15 protein-coding genes are annotated in these 18,070 nt (G+C 66.3%); 11 read left to right on the forward strand and 4 right to left on the reverse strand.

Going from position 1 to position 18,070, the window contains the following annotated elements; genetic code table 11:
* Nucleotides 1–480 precede the first annotated feature (480 nt).
* Nucleotides 481–1,743, reverse strand: a complete 1,263-nt coding sequence (locus tag HWX09_RS32260; RefSeq protein ID WP_027783298.1) for an SGNH/GDSL hydrolase family protein — start codon at nucleotides 1,741–1,743, stop codon at nucleotides 481–483.
* Between the two features lie 328 nt (nucleotides 1,744–2,071).
* On the opposite strand from HWX09_RS32260, the gene paaA reads away from it, so the two are divergent.
* The 8 genes from paaA to HWX09_RS32300 all read left to right on the forward strand — a co-directional run bounded on the left by paaA (nucleotide 2,072) and on the right by HWX09_RS32300 (nucleotide 8,327).
* Nucleotides 2,072–3,070: a 1,2-phenylacetyl-CoA epoxidase subunit PaaA gene (gene paaA / locus HWX09_RS32265; RefSeq protein ID WP_027783297.1), complete on the forward strand. Its 999-nt coding sequence runs from the start codon at nucleotides 2,072–2,074 to the stop codon at nucleotides 3,068–3,070.
* Between the two features lie 36 nt (nucleotides 3,071–3,106).
* Nucleotides 3,107–3,391, forward strand: a complete 285-nt coding sequence (gene paaB / locus HWX09_RS32270) for a 1,2-phenylacetyl-CoA epoxidase subunit PaaB (protein ID WP_006482881.1) — start codon at nucleotides 3,107–3,109, stop codon at nucleotides 3,389–3,391.
* A gap of 10 nt (nucleotides 3,392–3,401) precedes the next feature.
* Complete coding sequence (paaC, locus tag HWX09_RS32275) at nucleotides 3,402–4,205, forward strand: 1,2-phenylacetyl-CoA epoxidase subunit PaaC (RefSeq protein WP_027783296.1); 804 nt, start codon at nucleotides 3,402–3,404, stop codon at nucleotides 4,203–4,205.
* Between the two features lie 25 nt (nucleotides 4,206–4,230).
* Nucleotides 4,231–4,785 (forward strand): 1,2-phenylacetyl-CoA epoxidase subunit PaaD, encoded by a 555-nt coding sequence (gene paaD, locus HWX09_RS32280; RefSeq protein WP_027783295.1) that lies wholly within the window; start codon nucleotides 4,231–4,233, stop codon nucleotides 4,783–4,785.
* 2 nt (nucleotides 4,786–4,787) lie between these two features.
* Nucleotides 4,788–5,876 (forward strand): 1,2-phenylacetyl-CoA epoxidase subunit PaaE, encoded by a 1,089-nt coding sequence (gene paaE / locus HWX09_RS32285; protein ID WP_027783294.1) that lies wholly within the window; start codon nucleotides 4,788–4,790, stop codon nucleotides 5,874–5,876.
* A 127-nt stretch (nucleotides 5,877–6,003) separates the two neighbouring features.
* Nucleotides 6,004–6,825: a DUF1835 domain-containing protein gene (locus HWX09_RS32290; RefSeq protein ID WP_027783293.1), complete on the forward strand. Its 822-nt coding sequence runs from the start codon at nucleotides 6,004–6,006 to the stop codon at nucleotides 6,823–6,825.
* 16 nt (nucleotides 6,826–6,841) lie between these two features.
* Nucleotides 6,842–7,447 (forward strand): TetR/AcrR family transcriptional regulator, encoded by a 606-nt coding sequence (locus tag HWX09_RS32295; protein ID WP_027783292.1) that lies wholly within the window; start codon nucleotides 6,842–6,844, stop codon nucleotides 7,445–7,447.
* Between the two features lie 232 nt (nucleotides 7,448–7,679).
* Complete coding sequence (locus tag HWX09_RS32300; protein ID WP_027783291.1) at nucleotides 7,680–8,327, forward strand: GNAT family N-acetyltransferase; 648 nt, start codon at nucleotides 7,680–7,682, stop codon at nucleotides 8,325–8,327.
* A gap of 61 nt (nucleotides 8,328–8,388) precedes the next feature.
* Here HWX09_RS32300 and HWX09_RS32305 read toward each other — a convergent pair whose 3' ends face one another.
* On the reverse strand, nucleotides 8,389–8,913 hold the full coding sequence (locus HWX09_RS32305; protein ID WP_027783290.1) for an Lrp/AsnC family transcriptional regulator: 525 nt from the start codon (nucleotides 8,911–8,913) through the stop codon (nucleotides 8,389–8,391).
* A gap of 214 nt (nucleotides 8,914–9,127) precedes the next feature.
* On the opposite strand from HWX09_RS32305, the gene hppD reads away from it, so the two are divergent.
* Nucleotides 9,128–10,225, forward strand: a complete 1,098-nt coding sequence (gene hppD, locus HWX09_RS32310; protein ID WP_027783289.1) for a 4-hydroxyphenylpyruvate dioxygenase — start codon at nucleotides 9,128–9,130, stop codon at nucleotides 10,223–10,225.
* 134 nt (nucleotides 10,226–10,359) lie between these two features.
* On the opposite strand, the gene HWX09_RS32315 is transcribed toward hppD, so the two are convergent.
* Nucleotides 10,360–10,554: a hypothetical protein gene (locus HWX09_RS32315; RefSeq protein WP_027783288.1), complete on the reverse strand. Its 195-nt coding sequence runs from the start codon at nucleotides 10,552–10,554 to the stop codon at nucleotides 10,360–10,362.
* A gap of 330 nt (nucleotides 10,555–10,884) precedes the next feature.
* Between HWX09_RS32315 and HWX09_RS32320 the strand changes: the two genes are divergently transcribed.
* On the forward strand, nucleotides 10,885–14,475 hold the full coding sequence (locus tag HWX09_RS32320) for an indolepyruvate ferredoxin oxidoreductase family protein (RefSeq protein ID WP_027783287.1): 3,591 nt from the start codon (nucleotides 10,885–10,887) through the stop codon (nucleotides 14,473–14,475).
* 155 nt (nucleotides 14,476–14,630) lie between these two features.
* Here the strand turns inward: HWX09_RS32320 and HWX09_RS32325 are convergent, their stop codons facing one another.
* Entirely contained in the window at nucleotides 14,631–16,901 is a 2,271-nt protein-coding gene (locus tag HWX09_RS32325; RefSeq protein WP_027783286.1) for an NADP-dependent malic enzyme, read from the reverse strand.
* Nucleotides 16,902–17,360: 459 nt separating this feature from the next.
* On the opposite strand from HWX09_RS32325, the gene HWX09_RS32330 reads away from it, so the two are divergent.
* Nucleotides 17,361–18,047: an orotate phosphoribosyltransferase gene (locus HWX09_RS32330; RefSeq protein ID WP_011546659.1), complete on the forward strand. Its 687-nt coding sequence runs from the start codon at nucleotides 17,361–17,363 to the stop codon at nucleotides 18,045–18,047.
* Nucleotides 18,048–18,070: the final 23 nt, after the last annotated feature.

The raw sequence follows: 18,070 nt of genomic DNA on the forward strand, positions 1-18,070 counted from the left end.
ACTCTTGATACTTTCGCTTTCTGATCCGAGGATCAGCTCGCTTCCATCAAGCGCCCACACTTATCGGCTGTTAATTTTTAAAGAGCATTTCTGCGAGAAACCTGAGGTTTCCCGGCAGCGCTGCGTTTTCAGCAGCAGAGAAGCGAGATTATGAACCGTGTTTCGCAGCTCGCCAACAACTTTCTGCACTACATCGTTGCGACTGCGGGGCCCCATCTTCCTGCACCGCCAAGGCTCGTTACTACCGAACCTCACCAGCACCGCTTCCCTTCCTCCCGCGCCGCGTTTCCGTTAGCGCGAAAGAGGCGTGATTCTAAGCACCCACCCCCATCCGCGCAAGCCCTTTGTGAAGAAAATTTGAAAAAGCCTCCGTGCGCTGCCGCGCACGGAGGCTTTGGGCGCGACGAACGATGTCGCGCTGTCGACCCGCAGGCCGTCGGCAACCTTTCCCTCTATATATAGAAGCTATATAGAAGCGCGTCACTTGCCGCCCACCGCAGCCTGCAGTTGCTCGACCGGCACCGCGTCGACCATCGCCGCGTAGCCCGCATCGCTCGGATGGATACCGTCGCCGCTATCGTATCGGCGCTGCAGCACGCTTGGGCGCGCTTGATCGCGCAGCACCGCATCGAAATCCACCACGCCGTCGAACCCGCCGCCGCCGCGGATCCACCGGTTCACCTCGAGCCGGATCGCTTCGCGTCCGGCCGGCAACGCCGCCGGCGTGAGCGTCGCGCCGAAGACCTTCACGCCCTGCCGGTGCGCCGCCTCGATCAGCCGGCGATAGCCGTCGATCAACGACGCGGCCGTCACCTGCGTATGCGGGTGATCGCAATCGAGCCCCGTGCGCGGCGGCATCGCCGCGAAGTTGATGTCGTTGATCCCGATCAGCACGATCGCCGCCTTCACGCCCGAGCGCGACAGCGCATCGCGCTCGAACCGCGACGCCAGCGACGTGCCGTAGCATGCGGAATCGCTGAGCAGCCGGTTGCCGCTAATGCCGAGATTCACGACGCCGATCGAATCGGCGCCCGACGCCGCCAGCCGGCGCGCGAGCGCGTCGGGCCAGCGACGGTTCCGGTTCACGCTGGAGCGCAGCCCGTCGGTGATCGAATCGCCGATCGCGGCGACGCTGGCGTGAGCAGAACCCGCCTCGACGGCCAGTTCGGTTACCCACGCATATTGGGTGAAACGGGTGCGGAACGCGGCGGCGCCCGGATCGCTCACGTGCTCGCCTGGTGCGGACACATAGTTGAACTGGTTTGACACGCGATGCCAGACCGTCATCCGCTGGTTCGGCCCCATCTGAAGATTGATCGCATACGGCTGCGCGGCCGTCACGTCGATCGCCACCCGATCGCTTTCGAGCTCCTGGCCCGGCGCAAGCGTCACCGACGCCTTGCCGCCGAACCGGACCGGCACCGCCGCGCCGCCGAGTGCCGCCCCTTCGCCGGCGCGCGCGAGGCTCGCGGCCTCGATGACCAGCGGCGCGCGACCGTATGCGTTGCTCACGCGAATCCGCGCGGCCCGCCCCGACACGGTCGGGTAGACGATCTGGCGCACGGTCCGGCCGGCCACGTCGGGTGCGCGGTAGAGCGGCGGCGGTGCGGCGAGATCGGGAATGGGCTGCAGCGCGGTCGCCCACGCGGCGACCCAACCGCCCTGCGCGGCCGACGCCGCAAGCGGCGACACGAAAACGGCCGCCCCCAGCACTACCGCGGCGAAACTGCTTCGAAATGACATCGGCAAAATCCTCATCGGAAAGCGGGCATTGTGCCGCAGTGCCGTGGCAGGCGCTCGGGGGCGCCGCGGGCGTCGCGGTCGCGGCGACCGGCGTGTCGGTCTGGAACGTCCATCATCGTGTCGCCGAGCAGCGCGAGCGGGACCACGCGCTTGCGCTGGCGCGAAGAAGACGCGAGGCCCCATGCGCGAAGCCGAATTCGCGCCACCTGATCGCGCCCCGACCTCCCCCGTTTACCCGAGTCCCGCTGCAAATCCGCAAGAAATTTATTAACCGACCGGTCGGTTGGTTTATACTTCGCACACATTCAACCGGACGAGAGCCTTCGCCATGTACACGCAATCCCTCGACATCCCCGGCAACGTCGCGCCGCTCGACGCCGCAGCCGAGTCGCCCGAGCAGGCGCGGTTCGATGCAGTGATGGCCGCGGACGGCAAGATCGAACCGCAGGACTGGATGCCCGATGCGTACCGCAAGACGCTGGTACGCCAGATCTCGCAGCACGCGCATTCGGAAGTCGTCGGCATGCTGCCGGAAGGTAACTGGATCTCGCGCGCGCCGAGCCTGAAGCGCAAGGCGATCCTGCTCGCGAAGGTGCAGGACGAAGCCGGCCACGGCCTCTATCTTTACAGCGCGGCCGAAACGCTCGGCGTATCGCGCGATGCGCTGATCGACGCGCTGCACGCCGGCAAGGCGAAATACTCGAGCATCTTCAACTACCCGACGCCGACCTGGGCCGACGTCGGCGTGATCGGTTGGCTCGTCGACGGCGCCGCGATCATGAACCAGATCCCGCTGTGCCGCTGCACGTACGGTCCGTACGCGCGCGCGATGATCCGCGTGTGCAAGGAAGAGTCGTTCCACCAGCGCCAGGGTTTCGACGCGCTGCTGTCGATGATGAAGGGTAGCGACGCACAGCGCGCGATGGTCCAGCAGGCCGTCGACCGCTGGTGGTGGCCGGTGCTGATGATGTTCGGCCCGAGCGACGCCGATTCGGTCCACAGCAGCCAGTCCGCCAAATGGGGCATCAAGCGGATCTCGAACGACGATCTGCGCCAGAAATTCGTCGACGCGACGGTCGACCAGGCGAAGGTGCTCGGCGTGACGCTGCCCGATCCCGACCTGAAATGGAACGAAGCGCGCGGCCATCACGACTACGGCACGATCGACTGGGACGAATTCTGGCGCGTGGTCAACGGCGACGGCCCGTGCAACAAGGAACGCCTCGCGACTCGCGTGAAAGCACACGAGGACGGCGCCTGGGTGCGCGAAGCCGCGCTCGCGCACGAAGCGAAGCGCCGCGCCCACGCCGAACAGCACGCCGCCTGAGCGGCACCCCTCGAATTCAGGAATCAGGAGAAAGCGATGAACAAGGAATGGCCGATCTGGGAAGTGTTCGTGCGCAGCAAGCAGGGCCTCGACCACAAGCATTGCGGCAGCCTGCACGCCGCCGACGCGACGATGGCGCTGCGCATGGCGCGCGACGTCTACACGCGTCGCCAGGAAGGTGTGAGCATCTGGGTGGTGCCGTCGTCGGCGATCACCGCGTCGGATCCGAGCGAAAAGGCCGAACTGTTCGAGCCGGCGGGCGACAAGATCTACCGTCACCCGACGTTCTACACGCTGCCCGACGAAGTCAACCACATGTAACGCCCGCGCCATGACGATCACGCCCGAACACCTCTCCTACGTGCTGCGCCTCGCGGACAACGCGCTGATCCTCGGTCAGCGCAACGCCGAATGGTGCGGCCACGGCCCGATCCTCGAGGAAGACATCGCGCTCACCAACATGAGCCTCGACCTCATCGGCCAGGCGCGCATGCTGTATACACACGCGGCCGAGCTCGAGCGTCAGCTCTCCGGCGCGACGAAGACCGAGGACGACTACGCGTACTTCCGCTCCGAGCGCGAATTCGCGAACTTCACGCTCGCCGAGCTGCCGCATTACGGCCCGTTCTCCGGCACCGCGCACGCCGACAAGGACTATGCGGTGACGATCGTGCGCAACTTCCTGTACGCGGCGCTGATGCTGCACGTGTGGAGCGCGCTGGAAACGTCGACCGACACGCAACTGGCCGCGATCGCCGCGAAATCGGTGAAGGAAACCCGCTATCACGTCCAGCACGCGCGCGAGTGGCTCGTGCGCCTCGGCGACGGCACCGACGAATCGCACCGCCGCGCGCAGGCCGCGCTCGACTACCTGATGCCGTACACGCGCGAATTCTTCGCCGCCGATGCGATCGACGACGCGATCGTCGCACCGGGCATCGGCCCGGCGCCGGCCGCGATCGAGGCCGCGTGGCGCGCGGACGTGGACGACGCGCTCGCCGAGGCCACGCTCACGCAGCCGGCGCCCGTCAAGCATGTGACGACCGGCAAGCAGGGCGAGCACTCGGAACACATGGGCTACCTGCTCGCCGAAATGCAGAGCCTCGCGCGCCAGCATCCCGGCGCGAGCTGGTAACCGGCCCACGCCACGGAGCCCGATGATGTCCGCCCAGACCGCCGCCCCCGCCCCCGCCGCGCACCGCGACGATCCGCTGCTCGCCCGTGCGTGGGACGTGCTGGAAACCGTGCCCGATCCGGAGATCCCGGTCGTGTCGATCCGCGAACTCGGCATCCTGCGCGACGTCCGCCGCGCGGACGACGGCCGGCTCGAAGTCGTGATCACGCCGACCTACTCGGGCTGCCCGGCGATGTCGCAGATCGCCGAGGACATCGCCGCCGCGCTGCAGGCCGCCGATCTGCCGCCGCACCGGATCGAGACGGTGCTCGCTCCCGCGTGGACGACCGACTGGATCACGCAGGAAGCGCGCGAGAAGCTGCGCGCGTACGGCATCGCGCCACCGGTCGGCCAGTGCGGCAGCGCCGCGCCGCGGGAGAACGTCGTGCGCTTCGTGCCGCGGCCGGTCGCCGCGCCCACCTGCCCGCGCTGCGGCTCCACGCGCACCGAACGTCTCGCCCAGTTCGCGTCCACCGCCTGCAAGGCGCTGTATCGCTGCGTCGACTGCCGCGAACCCTTCGACTACTTCAAACCCTACTGAATATGGCGACCCCGCAATTTCATCCGCTGCGTATCCGCGACGTGCGGCCCGAGACCGCCGACGCCGTGACCGTCTCGTTCGACGTGCCGCCCGAGCTGCGCGATGCATACCGCTTCACGCAGGGCCAGTTCGTCACGCTGAAGACCCACATCGACGGCGAGGAGACGCGCCGCTCGTATTCGATCTGCGTCGGCACGACGGACTACGACCGCGACGGCGAACTGCGCATCGGCATCAAGCGCGTGCGCGGCGGCCGCTTCTCGAACTTCGCGTTCGACACGCTGAAGGCCGGCCACACGATCGACGTGATGACGCCGGACGGCCGCTTCTTCACGCACCTGAACGCCGACCACGGCAAGCAGTACGTCGCGTTTTCCGGCGGCTCGGGGATCACGCCGGTGCTCGCGATCGTGAAGACGACGCTCGAACTCGAGCCGCGCAGCACGTTCACGCTGATCTACGGCAACCGCAGCGTCGACGCGATCATGTTCGCGGAGGAGCTGGAGGACCTGAAGAACCGCTACATGAACCGCTTCGTCCTCTATCACGTGCTGTCGGACGACCTGCAGGACGTCGAGCTGTTCAACGGCGTGCTCGACCAGGCGAAATGCGCGGAATTCCTGGGCACGCTGACGCCGGCCGACGCGATCGACGAGGCGTTCATCTGCGGCCCGGCGCCGATGATGGACGCCGCCGAAGCCGCCCTGAAAGCCGCCGGCGTGCCGCAGGCGAAGGTGCACGTCGAGCGCTTCGGCACGCCGCTGCCGCAGGCCGGCGCACCGGTCGTCGAGATCACCGACCAGACGCCGGCCGCCGACCTCGAAATCGTGCTCGACGGCAAGAAGCGCAAGCTGCGTTTGCCGTACGAAGGCGTGAGCCTGCTCGACGTCGGCCTGCGCGCGGGCCTCGCGCTGCCGTACGCGTGCAAGGGCGGCGTCTGCTGCACGTGCCGCGCGAAGGTGGTCGAAGGCGAAGTGCGGATGGAGAAGAACTACACGCTCGAGGAGCACGAGGTGAAGGACGGTTTCGTGCTCACGTGCCAGTGTCACCCGATCAGCGACAAGGTCGTCGTGAGCTTCGACGAACGTTGAGCGGCATCGCGCCGCGGCGCGGTACGGTTTCTCGCCGTCACACATCTCGCTTACACTAGGGGCCGCCGGCCGGCTGGACGTCGCAACGTCCGCCCGCCGGCGGCTTTCTTTTGTTGACGACAGGCCGATGAGTACCATTCATGTGATTCAGGGCGGCACCGCCGCCGCGTCGCTGCGCGAGGGCCTTGCGCAAGCCGGACGCGACGAGCGCGTCGTGGGTTTGCTCGACGATCTCGGCGTCGGGCCGCTGAAGGGCGCCGACGAGACGCCCGACACGCGCGCCGCCTTCTGGCAGCACGTGCTCGGCGACCAGATTCCCGACTGGAACGCGGAAATCGAAGGCGAATTCGCCCGCCTCGACCAACTGGCGACGGAGACCGGCCAGGTCGTCGTGTGGCACGCGCCGAGCGTCGGCGACAAGCTGCTGCTGCGCCGCGTCGCCTATCACCTGCGCAACGTGCCGCAGCGCCTGAACGAGGTGCGGCTGTCGGCCGCCGACCTCGACGCCGCGCAACGCGCCTCGCTGTCGCGCGCCGACCAGGCATGCGCGACCGGGATGTTCTCGCCCGCGGAACTGGCGCGCAAGCGGCCGGCGGCCGCGCCGGTCTCGGTCCTGCGCATCGGCCGCCTCGCGCTCGAATGGCAGGAAGCGAAGCACCTGAACGCCGAACTGCGTTATTGGGTCAGCAACACGATCAAGAGCGGCCACTACGCCGATCTCGACGCGTTGATCGTCGCGCGCGCGCAAACCGACTGGCAGCCCGGGCGGCGCCTCGTCGGCAGCATCATGGCCGCCGCCGACCGCGGCGGACTGTTCGTCAGCGACTCGATCGCGTGGTGGCGCTGCCGCGAACTCGCGGCCGCCGGCCGGCTCGAGCTGCAGGACGACGCGCCGGACGCCCTCTCTTCCACGCAGGTGCGCGCGGCCCGCGCCGCCGAGCAACGCTAATCTTCCGTATTCGACCATGGCCCGAACCCGAGCGCCCGACCACGAATCCCAGCGCGAGCAGATCCTCGACCTGGCCGCCGAGAAATTCGCGCAGACGAGCTACCCGAGCACGTCGATGTCCGATCTCGCGACCGCGAGCGGCACGTCGAAGGCGCGGCTCTATCACTATTACGAGAGCAAGGAAGCGATCCTGTTCGACCTGCTCGACCGCTACACGAAACGGCTGATGCTGATCATCGCCGAGGTGGAGGGCGCGAGCCAGCGGCGCGGCCTCAGCGAGCGCGACGCGTTCGCGGAGCTCGTGCGCGCGTTCCTCTCCGAATACGAGACGTCGCACAGCCGCCACGTCGCGCTGCTCAACGACGTGAAGTATCTCGAGGACGCGCAGCGCGAAATCGTGCTCGACCGCCAGCGCGATATCGTCGCGGCGTTCACGCGGCAGCTCGCGCGCGCGTACCCGGACCGCATCTCGAAGGAAAACCAGACCTCGGTAACGATGATGGTGTTCGGGATGATCAACTGGACCTTCACGTGGCTGAAGCCGGGCGGGCGCCTCGGCTACCGCGACTTCGCCGAACAGGTGATCGACCTGATCGAGCGCGGGCTGTCGACGGCCGCCTGATTGCCGCGCAGCAGCATGCGTTGCGCGGCGGGCACAGTGCGACCGCCGTCGCGCATTTCATATGATGAATTTTATATCCGTTTAAAATCAAATAGATAGAGAATGTACTAAGCGGATTTAGAATTCCCCCTCAGCACAAATAACGTCAAATACGGGTTTTCCCCAACCTCGGTCGGCTAAAATGCTGTTGCATTGCACAACCCGCTTGTGCTCCCACACTGAGGAACCCACGATGAACACGCAATTCAACGGCCGTGCCGATGCTGTCGGCAAGGTCGGTACTGCGCCGGTTCTCGTCAGGGAACTGGCTTCCAAAGACCGTGAGCAGATGCTCACCCACTTTCTCTCGCTCGACGAAGAGGACCGCCTGCTGCGCTTCGGCCAGATGGTGCCCGACCACGTGATCGAGAACTATGTCCGCACGATCGATTTCGGTCGCGATACCGTGTTCGGCGTGTTCGACCACGACCTCGAACTGATCGGCGTCGGCCATCTGGCCTATCTGCCGGCCGAGGGCGACGCGCGTACGGCGGAATTCGGCGTGTCGGTGCTCGAAAGCGCGCGCGGCCGCGGCGTCGGCTCGAAGCTGTTCGAGCGCGCGGCGATCCGCAGCCGCAACACGCACGTGACGATGCTGTACATGCACTGCCTGTCGCGTAACGCGACGATGATGCACATCGCGAAGAAGTCCGGGATGCGGATCGAGTACGCGTACGGCGAAGCCGATGCGTACCTGTCGCTGCCGCCGGCCGACCACTCGACGATCATCGCCGAGATGATGCAGGAACAGGCCGCGGTGTTCGACTACGCGATGAAGCGCCAGGCGCGCCGCACGACGAAGTTCATCGAATCGCTGATGCCCGCCGCGCTGACGGCCTGACGTCGGCCAGCCGGGCCGTGCCCGCGGCACGCCCGGCGCCCTCCCTTCCCCTGCCGCGGCGCTAGCGCGCCGAACGAATCGGCAACGCCGTCGTTTCCTTGAAGCAGTCGAGCGAGAAGCTCGTTTTCACGTCGATCACCGACGGGTGATGCAGCAGATGCTCCTGCACGAAGCGGGAGAAATGCGCCATGTCCTCGACCTGCACGCGCAGCAGGTAATCCATGTCCCCCGTCATCGCATGGCACGCGACCACTTCCGGCCAGGTCTGCACGGCCGCGCGAAACAGCTCCGCGTGGGTCGCGCCCGCGCGCGCCGACGTCTCGTCGGCCCGGACCGGCGCGAGGCCGCCGCGCTTTTCGAGCCGCACGCTCACGTAGGCAAGCAGGTCGAGGCCGAGCTTCTGCGGATTCAGCAGCGCGACGTAGCCCGTGATCACGCCGATTTCCTCGAGCCGCCGGATCCGCCGCAGGCACGGGCTCGGCGACAGGTTCACGCGTTCGGCGATCTCCTGGTTCGACAGGCGACCGTTCTCCTGAAGAATCGCGAGAATTCGCCGATCGATGGCGTCCAATTCGGCTTGCGCCATCTTCTGCCCTCCATTGATTATTCTAAGACTGGAAATTGCGCCATCGTAGGCGCCGGCGATTAAGTTCGCAAGTTTCCGCTCGCGGCTGCCCGCTACACTCTGTCGCATGTCCCGACTCGCCGCGCACGCGCGTTGCTGGCGCGGCCGTCGACATCGAACCACGCCGGGCACGCGCACGCCGCCCTGGCCGATCGCCCCGCACAGGAGACACGACATGCAGATCCCCAACTGGGACAACCCCGTCGGCACCGACGGCTTCGAATTCATCGAATACACGGCACCGGACCCGAAAGCACTGGGACAACTGTTCGAACGGATGGGTTTCACCGCGATCGCGCGCCACCGCCACAAGGACGTGACGGTGTACCGCCAGGGCGACATCAACTTCATCATCAACGCCGAACCCGATTCGTTCGCGCAACGCTTCGCGCGGCTGCACGGCCCGTCGATCTGCGCGATCGCGTTCCGCGTGCAGGACGCCGCCAAGGCGTACCAGCACGCGCTGGAACTCGGCGCATGGGGCTTCGACAACAAGACGGGCCCGATGGAGCTGAACATCCCGGCGATCAAGGGCATCGGCGATTCGCTGATCTACTTCGTCGACCGCTGGCGCGGCAAGAATGGTGCGCAACCGGGCGCGATCGGCGACATCAGCATCTACGACGTCGACTTCGAGCCGATTCCCGGCGCGAACCCGAACCCGGTCGGCCACGGCCTCACCTACATCGACCACCTGACGCACAACGTGCATCGCGGCCGCATGCAGGAATGGGCCGAGTTCTACGAACGCCTGTTCAACTTCCGCGAAGTGCGCTATTTCGACATCGAAGGCAAGGTGACGGGCGTGAAGTCGAAGGCGATGACGTCGCCGTGCGGCAAGATCCGCATCCCGATCAACGAGGAAGGCTCGGACACGGCCGGCCAGATCCAGGAATACCTCGACGCGTATCACGGCGAAGGCATCCAGCACATCGCGCTCGGCGCGAGCGACATCTACCAGGCGGTCGACGGGCTGCGCAGCAAGGAAGTGAAGCTGCTCGACACGATCGACACGTATTACGAGCTGGTCGATCGCCGCGTGCCGAACCACGGTGAATCGCTGGACGAGCTGAAGAAGCGCAAGATCCTGATCGACGGCGCGCGCGACGACCTGCTGCTGCAGATCTTCACCGAAAACCAGATCGGGCCGATCTTCTTCGAAATCATCCAGCGCAAGGGCAACCAGGGCTTCGGCGAAGGCAACTTCAAGGCGCTGTTCGAATCGATCGAGCTCGACCAGATTCGCCGCGGTGTCGTGCAGGACAAGGCCTGACGCTTGCGCCGCGCGGCGGCAGCCCCGGGCAGTCGGGGCGGCCGCGCGACCCGGCGGCACAAAAAAAGGGCGGGAATCCTCTGATTCCCGCCCTTTTTGTATTCCGGCGCAGCCTGCGAGGCCGCGCGATCGCGTCAACGCACGTTCGCCTTCGATACGGCGGCGCGCTCGGCCGACGGCTGTGCCGCGGCGTCCGGGGCCGGCACGATCTGACGCATCTGCGCGCCGGCTGCCGCCAGTGCGCTCGCGCCTTGCGCGCGCACCGGGCCGGTCATCGCGAAAAACGCGGCGGACACGATCAGGAAACTCTGGATATGACGTGTGTTCATTGCACCTCCTGTAAAACTGCCGGCGCCTCCCCGACTGCGTCGGAACGAACCCACGCGGCCAGGCACCTCCGGCAGGCCGACAAGATTAACGGCATTTGCCCGCAGATCAACGCGGCTTTACATGCTTTTACATGATGTAACGCATGGTCTCGCCCTGTTTCGTGGCGCGCCGCCGGCCATTCCCCCGCGTTGCGGCCGATGGGCGGCGGGTTTGCCCCAGTGCTACCATCCCTTAAAACCGGCGAACATGCCGGCCACTGCAGATGCATCCAAAAGATGCCGACGCAACCGAAGTTTTGGTGATCCCAGACCGGGTGGAGGAGACAGTTAATGAATGCCCCGCTAGACGCAGGCCAACGCGCGTCGCTAGAAGCCGCGCTGAAGTCCGTCACGCTTGACGACAAATACACGCTGGAACGCGGCCGCGCGTACATGAGCGGCATCCAGGCCCTCGTGCGCCTGCCGATGCTCCAGCAGGAACGCGACCGCGCCGCCGGTCTCAATACGGCCGGCTTCATTTCCGGCTACCGCGGCTCGCCGCTCGGCGGCCTCGATCTGTCGCTCTGGAAAGCCAAGCAGCACCTGGCCGCCCACCAGATCGTCTTCCAGCCCGGCCTCAACGAAGATCTCGCCGCCACCGCCGTGTGGGGCTCCCAGCAGGTGAACCTGTACCCCGGCGCGAAGCACGACGGCGTGTTCGGCATGTGGTACGGCAAGGGCCCGGGCGTCGATCGCACCGGCGACGTCTTCAAGCACGCGAATTCGGCCGGCTCGTCGCGGCACGGCGGCGTGCTGGTGCTGGCCGGCGACGACCACGCGGCGAAATCGTCGACGCTCGCGCATCAGTCCGAGCACATCTTCAAGGCCTGCGGGCTGCCGGTGCTGTTCCCGTCCAACGTGCAGGAATATCTCGATTTCGGCCTGCACGGCTGGGCGATGAGCCGTTACTCGGGCCTGTGGGTCGCGCTCAAGTGCGTGACGGACGTGGTCGAATCGTCGGCATCGGTCGACATCGATCCGCATCGCACCGAGATCGTGCTGCCGACCGATTTCATCCTGCCGGAAGGCGGGCTGAACATCCGCTGGCCCGATCCGCCGCTCGTGCAGGAAGCGCGGCTGCTCGACTACAAGTGGTACGCGGCGCTCGCCTACGTCCGTGCGAACAAGCTCGACCGGATCGAGATCGATTCGCCGCATGCGCGCTTCGGGATCATGACCGGCGGCAAGGCGTACCTCGACGTGCGCCAGGCGCTGGTCGACCTCGGTCTCGACGACGAAACCTGCGCGCGGATCGGCATCCGGCTCTACAAGGTCGGCTGCGTGTGGCCGCTCGAAGCGCAGGGCGCGCAGGCGTTCGCGCGCGGCCTCGACGAAATCCTGGTCGTCGAGGAAAAGCGCCAGATCCTCGAATACGCGATCAAGGAAGAGCTATACAACTGGCCCGATGCGCAGCGCCCGCGCGTATTCGGCAAGTTCGACGAGAAGGACGGCGCCGGCGGCGAATGGTCGGTGCCGATGGGCAACTGGCTGCTGCCCGCGCACTACGAGCTGTCGCCGGCGATCATCGCGAAGGCGATCGCGACGCGGCTCGAGAAGTTCGAATTGCCGTCCGACGTGCGCGCGCGCATCGCCGCGCGGCTCGCGGTAATCAACGCGAAGGAAATGGCGCTCGCGAAGCCGCACGTGCAGACCGAGCGCAAGCCGTGGTTCTGCTCGGGCTGCCCGCACAACACGTCGACCACCGTGCCGGAAGGCTCGCGCGCGATCGCCGGGATCGGCTGCCACTACATGACCGTGTGGATGGACCGCAGCACGAGCACCTTCAGCCAGATGGGCGGGGAAGGCGTGCCGTGGATCGGCCAGGCGCCGTTCACCGACGAAAAGCACGTATTCGCGAACCTCGGCGACGGCACGTATTTCCATTCGGGCCTGCTCGCGGTGCGCGCGGCGATCTCGTCGAAGGCGAACATCACCTACAAGATCCTCTACAACGACGCGGTGGCGATGACGGGCGGCCAGCCGGTCGACGGCGTGCTGACGGTGCCGCAGATCACGCACCAGCTCGCGTCCGAAGGCGCGAAGAAGATCGTGATCGTCACCGACGAACCGGAGAAGTACGACAGCCAGAAGGCGCTGCTCGCACCGGGCGTGACGATCCATCACCGCGACCAGCTCGACGACGTGCAGCGCGAGCTGCGCGAGATCGAAGGCACGACGATCCTGATCTACGACCAGACCTGCGCGACCGAGAAGCGTCGCCGTCGCAAACGCGGCACGTATCCGGACCCGGCCAAGCGCGTCGTGATCAACGAAGCGGTGTGCGAAGGCTGCGGCGACTGCTCGGTGCAGTCGAACTGCCTGTCGGTCGAGCCGCTGGAAACCGAATTCGGTACGAAGCGCCAGATCAACCAGTCGAGCTGCAACAAGGACTTTTCGTGCGTGAAGGGCTTCTGCCCGAGCTTCGTCACGGTCGAGGGCGGCCAGTTGAAGAAGCCGAAGGCCGTGTCGGTCGACGGCAGCGCATTGCCGCCGATCCCCGAGCCGACGCTGCCCGACATCGACCGCGCGTACGGCGTGCTCGTCACCGGCGTCGGCGGCACGGGCGTCGTCACGATCGGCGCGCTGCTCGGGATGGCCGCGCACCTGGAAAACAAGGGGGTGACCGTGCTCGACGTCACCGGCCTCGCGCAGAAAGGCGGCGCCGTGATGAGCCACGTGCAGATCTCGCACGCGCCGACCGACATCCACGCCACGCGGATCGCGATGGGCGAAGCCGATCTCGTGATCGGCTGCGATGCGATCGTCACGGCCGGCGACGAATGCACGTCGCGGATGCGGCACGACACGACGCGGGTCGTCGTCAACAGTGCGCAGACGCCGACCGCCGAGTTCATCAAGAACCCGAACTGGGCGTTCCCCGGCGTGTCGGCCGAGAACGACATCCGCGCGGCGGCCGGGGAAGCGGTCGACTTCATCGACGCGAACCGCTTCGCGGTCGCGCTGCTCGGCGACGCGATCTACACGAACCCGTTCGTGCTCGGCTACGCATGGCAGAAAGGCTGGCTGCCGCTGACGCTCGCGTCGCTCGAACGCGCGATCGAGCTGAACGCGGTGTCGGTCGAGAAGAACCGCGCGGCGTTCGACTGGGGTCGCCGCGCCGCGTACGACCTGGCGAGCGTGAAGCAGGCCGCGGCCGGCGACGCCCGCCCCGCGCAAGGCGCCACGGTGATCTCGCTGCATACGAAGAAGGCGGTCGACGCGCTGATCGCGAAGCGCGTGGAATTCCTCACCGCGTACCAGAACGCCGCGTACGCGTCGCGTTATGCGGCCTTCGTCGACAAGGTGCGTGCCAGCGAGCGTGCGCTGGCGGACGGCGACACCGTGCAGGAGCCGCTGACCGAAGCGGTCGCGCGCAACCTGTTCAAGCTGATGGCGTACAAGGACGAATACGAGGTCGCGCGGCTGCAGTCCGATCCCGCGTTCCTCGCGCGCCTGACCGCGCAGTTCGAAGGCGACTGGAAGCTGAAATTCCACCTCGCGCCGCCGCTGTTCGCGAAGACGGATGCGCACGGCCATCTCGTGAAGAAGGCGTACGGCCCGTGGATGATGTCGGCGTTCCGGCTGCTCGCGAAGGCGAAGTTCCTGCGCGGCACGGGGCTCGATCCGTTCGGCCGCACCGCGGAGCGCCGCACCGAGCGCGCGCTGATCGGCGAGTACGAAGCGCTGATCGACGAGGTGCTGGCCAAGCTGAACGCGGCCAACCGCCCGCTCGCGCTCGAACTCGCGGCGCTGCCGGATGGCATTCGCGGCTACGGTCACGTGAAGGAGAACAACCTGCGCGCGGTGCGCCAGAAGTGGCAAACGCTGCTGGCGACGTGGCGTTCGCCGGCCGGCGGCCAGTCGCACCAGCAGGTCGCGTAACGGTACGCGGCGGGCGAGGCGTTCGCGTTCGGAGCGCCCCGCCCGCGCCGCTGTCTTCATTTACGGTTCACGCAAAAAAAAAACGCCACGGAACGCAGGTTCCGTGGCGTTTTTCATTGCGCCGCGCGTGACGCGCGGCACACGCGGGCGTGGCCTTACTTCGTGTTCACGTTCGCGGCGGCAACGGCCGTCATGTTGATGATCCGGCGCACGGTCGCGGCCGGCGTCAGGATGTGGACCGGCTTTGCCGCGCCGAGCAGGAACGGGCCGACCGTCACGCCTTCGCCGCCGACCATCTTCAGCAGGTTGTACGCGATGTTCGCGGCTTCGACGTTCGGCATGATCAGCAGGTTCGCTTCGCCCGACAGCGTCGTGCCCGGGAACGCCTGCTTGCGGATCAGTTCCGACAGCGCCGCGTCGCCGTGCATTTCGCCGTCGACTTCGAGGTTCGGCGCGCGTTCGACAATCAGCTTGCGAGCCTCGGCCATCCGGCGCGACGACGCCGACGGCGCGCTGCCGAAGTTCGAGTTCGACAGCAGCGCGGCCTTCGGCGCGATGCCGAAGCGCTCGATCTCGGCCGCGGCCTGGATCGTCATGTCGGCGAGCTGGTCGGCGCTCGGCAGTTCGTTCACGTACGTGTCGCACACGAACAGGTTGCGGCCCGGCAGCATCAGCAGGTTCATCGCGGCGAAGTGCTCGGCGCCCTTCGCACGGCCCAGCACCTGCTCGATGAACTTCAGGTGGCTGTGGAACGTGTCGATCATCCCGCAGATCATCCCGTCCGCATCGCCCAGGTGCACGAGCATCGCGCCGATCAGCGTGTTGAACTTGCGCATCGCGGCCTTCGCGACTTCCGGCGTCACGCCGTCGCGCGCGCCGATCTCCTGATACGCCTGCCAGTAGCGGTGGTAGCGCGCATCGTCTTCCGGATCGACGATTTCGAAATCGGTGCCTGCCTTCAGCTTCGAACCGATCTTCGCGAGACGCATGTCGACGACCGACGGACGGCCGATGATGATCGGCTTCGCGATCTTTTCCAGCAGCACGAACTGCGCGGCACGCAGCACGCGCTCGTCTTCACCTTCGGCGAACACGATGCGGGCCTGCTTCTGCTTCGCGGTCGCGAACACCGGGCGCATCACCATGCCGGTGCGGTAGACGGTCGCGCCGAGCTGCTCGCGGTAGGCGTCCATGTCCTGGATCGGGCGCGTGGCGACGCCCGAATCCATCGCGGCCTGTGCGACGGCCGGCGCGATCTTGATGATCAGGCGCGGGTCGAACGGCTTCGGAATCAGGTAGTCCGGCCCGAATTCGAGCGAATGGCCTTCATACGCCTTCGCGACTTCCTCGCTCTGGTCGGTTTCCTCGGCCAGCTCGGCGATCGCGCGCACGCACGCGAGCTTCATTTCTTCGGTGATCGTCGTCGCGCCGACGTCGAGCGCGCCGCGGAAGATGAACGGGAAGCACAGGACGTTGTTGACCTGGTTCGGATAGTCCGAACGGCCGGTCGCGACGATCGCGTCCGGGCGCACGGCCTTCGCGTCTTCCGGGCGGATTTCCGGTTCCGGATTCGCGAGCGCCAGGATCAGCGGGCGGTCGCCCATCGTCTTGACCATGTCCTGCTTCAGCACGCCCGCGCTCGAGCAGCCGAGGAACACGTCCGCGCCGACGATCGCGTCGGCGAGCGTGCGCGCGTCGGTGTTCGCCGCATAGCGCTGCTTCGACGGATCGAGGTTGCCGCGCCCTTCGTAGATCACGCCCTTCGAATCGGCGACGAGGATGTTCGACTTCGTGAGGCCGAGGTTCACCAGCAGATCCAGACACGCGATTGCTGCCGCGCCCGCGCCCGAGCATACGAGCTTCACTTCGGCGAGCTTCTTGCCGACGACCTTCAGGCCGTTCAGGATCGCGGCCGACGCGATGATCGCGGTGCCGTGCTGGTCGTCGTGGAAGACGGGGATCTTCATGCGCTCGCGCAGCTTCTGCTCGATGTAGAAGCATTCCGGCGCCTTGATGTCCTCGAGGTTGATGCCGCCGAGCGTCGGCTCGAGCATCGCGATCGCCTCGACGAGCTTGTCGGGGTCGGACTCCGACAATTCGATGTCGAACACGTCGATGCCCGCGAATTTCTTGAAGAGGCAGCCCTTGCCTTCCATCACCGGCTTCGCGGCGAGCGGGCCGATGTTGCCCAGACCGAGCACGGCCGTGCCGTTCGTGATGACGCCGACGAGGTTGCCGCGCGACGTGTACTTCTGCGCGTCGAGCGGATCGGCGTGGATCGCCTCGCACGCGGCGGCGACGCCGGGCGAATACGCGAGCGACAGATCGAGCTGGTTCGACAGCGGCTTGGTCGGGGTGACCGAAATCTTGCCGGGTTTCGGATTCAGGTGATAAGCGAGAGCGGCCTGCTTCAGTTGTTCGTCCATGATTGACCTGCGAGAGACATGCGAAATATTGACGACTCAGTACACAGCACCTTCGGCCGCGTCTGCTTGAATCGAGGGGATGGTCGACTGCGAGACGGCCCGCGACGCGCCGGATCGGCACGCCAACGAACCTTGGCGGATGGCAAGAAGAAAGTACAAAGTACTGAACGATTTCCAAGGGTCGCCTAGTGTACACCCCCTAAATGACCTCTGTTGGTGCAGCGCCGCATCCTCGGCATCAGCATCGAACTGATCGCGCCCCGTTTGTTTCGCGGGTGGTGAGCGGCATCGTGAACCCGCGCGAATTCCGCCGAAAACCGGCCTGAATCGGGTAAAATAGCCGGCTACGCGCGCAGCGATGCGATTGGTTCGCCGATCGCGCCCCGGCCCCCCGGGCGGGTTCCCTTGCTGCGCCACCGGGCCCGCGCCCGATCCTCGCTCATCACCCAAGGAATGCCCATGACAGGCTATGATCGTCAGTCGATCTCGGATACGACCGCCAAAATCCTGCTCGAAGTGCAGGCGGTGCACTTCAATGCCGAAAAACCGTTCATCTTCACGTCCGGCTGGGCAAGCCCCGTCTATATCGACTGCCGCAAGCTGATCTCGTATCCGCGCGTGCGCCGTGCGCTGATGGAAATGGCTGAAACGACGATCACGCGCGACATCGGCTTCGAGCAGATCGACGCGGTGGCGGGCGGCGAGACGGCCGGCATTCCGTTCGCGGCCTGGATCGCGGACCGGATGATGGTGCCGATGCAGTACGTGCGCAAAAAGCCGAAGGGTTTCGGCCGCAACGCGCAGATCGAAGGCCATCTCGAGGAAGGCTCGCGCGTGCTGCTGGTGGAAGACCTGACGACCGACAGCCGCAGCAAGATCAACTTCGTCAACGCGCTGCGCACCGCGGGCGCGACGGTGAACCACTGCTTCGTGCTGTTCCACTACGACATCTTCAAGGAAAGCGTGTCGGTCCTGAAGGACATCGACGTCGACCTGCACGCGCTCGCCACGTGGTGGGACGTGCTGCGCGTCGCGAAGGCCTCGGGCTACTTCGAGACGAAGACGCTCGACGAAGTCGAGAAATTCCTGCACGCACCGGCCGAGTGGTCGGCCGCGCACGGCGGCGCGACGGCCCCGAAGGAATGACGCCACGCCGGCACGCATGCCGG

It is taken from the genome of Burkholderia sp. BCC1208 (assembly GCF_902833095.1).
GTDB lineage: Bacteria > Pseudomonadota > Gammaproteobacteria > Burkholderiales > Burkholderiaceae > Burkholderia.